A 3,257-nucleotide genomic window follows, 5' to 3' on the forward strand; every position below is an offset into this window, starting at 1 on the left:
GTTATATACCGCTCGCAAGAACGGTTGACCCGTTAGGGCTGTTCTTTTCCCTTAAGGGTTGCCAAACCATTTGTAAGGGTTCAGACTTTGATTCAGTTTCTTATGGCGAGCGTTGTTTAAATTCATACACAACGCCTAAGCGGAAAAAAGAATTTCTTGGTATCCAAGCCACACTGGGGCCGAACGGGGGAGAAGGGAATGCAACATGCGTAACGTCAGCCGCAGGCAGGTTCTGCAGGGAATGGGCGCCGGCATCGTCGCCGTCACCACCGGCATGAATCTCGTGGGCTGCGGTGGCTCCGCCGCCACCACCGAGGCCGCCACGCCCGAGGCCGCTGCCTCGGGCGAGAGCCTCATCGTCTTCGCTGCCGCGAGCATGACCGAGAGCCTCACCAAGGCCACCGATGCCTTCACCAGGGAGACCGGCACCGAGGCCGCCTTCACCTTCGATTCCTCGGGCACCCTCAAGACCCAGATCCAAGAGGGCGCCGAGTGTGACGTCTTCATCTCCGCCGGCCAGAAGCAGATGAACCAGCTCGACGCCACCGCTGACTCGAGCGTCAACACCGAGGGTCTCGACCTCATCGAGAGCGACACCCGCTTCAACATCCTCGAGAACGAGGTCACCCTCGTGGTCCCCGAGGGCAACCCCGCCAACATCAACAGCTTCGAAGAGCTGGCCCAGCACCTCCAGGCCGGTGACATCAAGCTCGCCATGGGCAACTCCGACGTGCCGGTGGGCCAGTACACCCAGAAGATCCTGGCCTACTACACCCTCAACGAGGACGAGCTCGCCGCCGCTGGCGTGCTGACCTACGGCACCAACGTCAAGGAAGTCACGACGCAGGTCTCCGAGGACGCCGTCGACTGCGGCATTATCTACCGCACCGACGCCGTCTCTGCCGGTCTCACCGTGGTCGACGTCGCCACCAAGGACATGTGCGGCCAGGTCATCTACCCGGCTGCCGTCGTCAAGGGCACCAAGCACGAGCAGGCCGCCAAGGACTACCTCGAGTTCCTCAAGGGCTCCGAGGCCGGCGCCTGCTTCGAGGAGGTCGGCTTCAAGCCGCTGTTCGAGTAGCGGGTCACGCGTATGGCGTGAGATAAGAGTCTAAGCGGCGCCCCGGCCGAATTTCGACGGTCGGGGCACGTGTCGTTGGAGGAAACCGTGGACTGGTATCCGCTCATAAACTCGCTGCGCATCGCCGCGGTGGCCACGGTGGTGGTGTACTTTGCCGGCATCGGCGCCGCGCAGCTCATCGCCCGCCTGCCGCGCACGGTCAAGGCGCTGCTCGACGTGGTGCTCACGCTGCCGCTCGTGCTGCCGCCCACCGTCGTTGGCTACCTGCTGCTGCTCGTCCTGGGACCGCGCCGCCCGGTGGGCGCGTGGGTGCTCGAGACCTTTGGCATCCGCCTCACCATGACGTGGTACAGCGCGATCTTTGCCTGCATCATCGTGGCGTTTCCGCTGATGTACCGCACCGCCCGCGGCGCGTTCGAGGCCTACGACGACACGCTTACCGCTGCCGCCCAGACCTTGGGCAAGAGCCGCACCTGGGCCTTCTGGCACGTCCAGATGCCCAGCTGCGCGCAGGGCATCCTCGCCGGCGCGGTGCTGGCCTTTGCTCGCGCCCTGGGCGAGTACGGCGCCACCGCCATGATCGCCGGCTACACCCCCGGCCAGACGGCGACCATCTCCACCACGGTCTACCAGCTGTGGCGCACCGGAGACGACATGCTCGCCCTCAAGTGGGTGCTCGTGAACATGGCGATCTCGGCCGTGGTGCTGCTTGCCATGAACTGGCTCGAGGGCCGCGCCCGCACGCAGGGAGGCACCAAGTGAGTCTTTCCGTCGACATTCGCAAGAGCTTCCCGGGCTTTAGCCTCGACGTCTCCTTCGAGGCGCCCGACGCCACCAAGACGCTTGCGCTTCTGGGCGCGTCGGGCTGCGGCAAGTCCATGGCCCTCAAGTGCATCGCCGGCATCGAGACGCCCGACGAGGGCCGCATCGTGCTCAACGACCGCGTGCTGTTCGACTCCGCCGCGCACGTCAACGTGCCTGCGAGCGAGCGCCGCGTGGGCTACCTCTTCCAGAACTACGCGCTGTTCCCCACGATGACCGTGGTCAAGAACATCGAGGTTGGCGTGCGCGGCGGCACCCGCGAGGAGCGTCGCGAGCGCGCGGCCGCCCAGATCCGGGCCTTTAGGCTCGAGGGCCTCGAGAGTCGCAAGCCCTCGGAGCTCTCCGGCGGCCAGCAGCAGCGCTGCGCCCTGGCCCGCATCATGGCAAACAAGCCCGAGCTGTTGCTGCTCGACGAGCCGTTCAGCGCGCTCGACGGCTTTCTGCGCTGGCAGATCGAGCTCGAGCTCGCCGACACCCTCAAGGCCTTCCCGGGCGGCGTGGTCTTCGTGACGCACAGCCGCGACGAGGCCTACCGCATGTGCGACCAGGTCTGCGTGCTCACGGCCGGCAAGAGCGGTCGCACCGTGGGCACCTACGAGCTGTTCGACGCGCCGGCCACGCGTTCCGAGGCCATCATCAGCGGCTGCAAGAACGTGAGCGAGGCCGTGCCGGCGGGTGAGCGTGTGGTGCGCTGCGTCGACTGGGGCGTCGAGCTCGCTTGCGCGCAGGACGTCGCGGGCGCCACGAGCGTGGGCGTGCGCGCGCACTTCCTGCGCATTGTGCGTGCCGACGGCCGCGTGGTCGACACCATTGGTGATGCCGAGACGGGCTTTGGCTCGGCCGCCCATGATGCCGAGAAGGGCGCGCGGGTGGCGGGCGCTGTCGCCGGTGCCGTGGGCGACGACGCGTCCGGCTCCGCATCCGTCTCGCCCGACAACCGCATCGAGTGTCGCGTTGCCCGCGTGATCGACAACGTCTTCTCGACCATCGTCATGTGCGACACCCCTGGCACCGCCCAGTTGCGCGTTGAGCTGTCCAAAGACGCCTGGGCCTCCCTTGAAGACCCCACGAGCGTTACCATCGAGGTCTCGCCCGCCGACGTCATGGTTCTGAGGGGATGAGTAGTTGAGGGACACCCTGGGCAGGAACATCTCCTACCTGCGTCTTTCCATCACCGACAAGTGCAACTGCCGCTGCATCTACTGCATGCCCGCGGCAGGCGTTGCGCACCGCCGTCACCGCGACTTGCTCTCGTTCGAGGAACTCGCCGAGGGGGTGGCGGCCGCCGCTACGTTGGGCGTGCGCAAGGTACGCATCACGGGTGGCGAGCCGCTTGCCCGCCGCGGGCATGCAG

At 66.3% G+C, this 3,257-nt stretch carries 4 protein-coding genes; all 4 read left to right on the forward strand.

Annotation, left to right across the window (positions count from 1 at the left end):
- Positions 1-205: 205 nt before the first annotated feature.
- Positions 206-1,081 (forward strand): molybdate ABC transporter substrate-binding protein, encoded by an 876-nt coding sequence (gene modA, locus AC1VTH_RS07495; protein ID WP_481335518.1) that lies wholly within the window; start codon positions 206-208, stop codon positions 1,079-1,081.
- A gap of 87 nt (positions 1,082-1,168) precedes the next feature.
- The gene (gene modB / locus AC1VTH_RS07500; RefSeq protein ID WP_481335519.1) at positions 1,169-1,843 is read left to right on the forward strand and encodes a molybdate ABC transporter permease subunit; all 675 of its coding nucleotides are present in this window, start codon (positions 1,169-1,171) and stop codon (positions 1,841-1,843) included.
- Positions 1,840-3,024 (forward strand): sulfate/molybdate ABC transporter ATP-binding protein, encoded by a 1,185-nt coding sequence (locus AC1VTH_RS07505; protein WP_481335520.1) that lies wholly within the window; start codon positions 1,840-1,842, stop codon positions 3,022-3,024. The genes modB and AC1VTH_RS07505 overlap by 4 nt, the downstream gene beginning before the upstream one ends.
- Before the next feature lie 4 nt (positions 3,025-3,028).
- The coding region (locus AC1VTH_RS07510) for a radical SAM protein (protein ID WP_481335521.1) at positions 3,029-3,257 on the forward strand (229 nt) is incomplete at its 3' end.

This window comes from Parolsenella sp., from assembly GCF_982402205.1.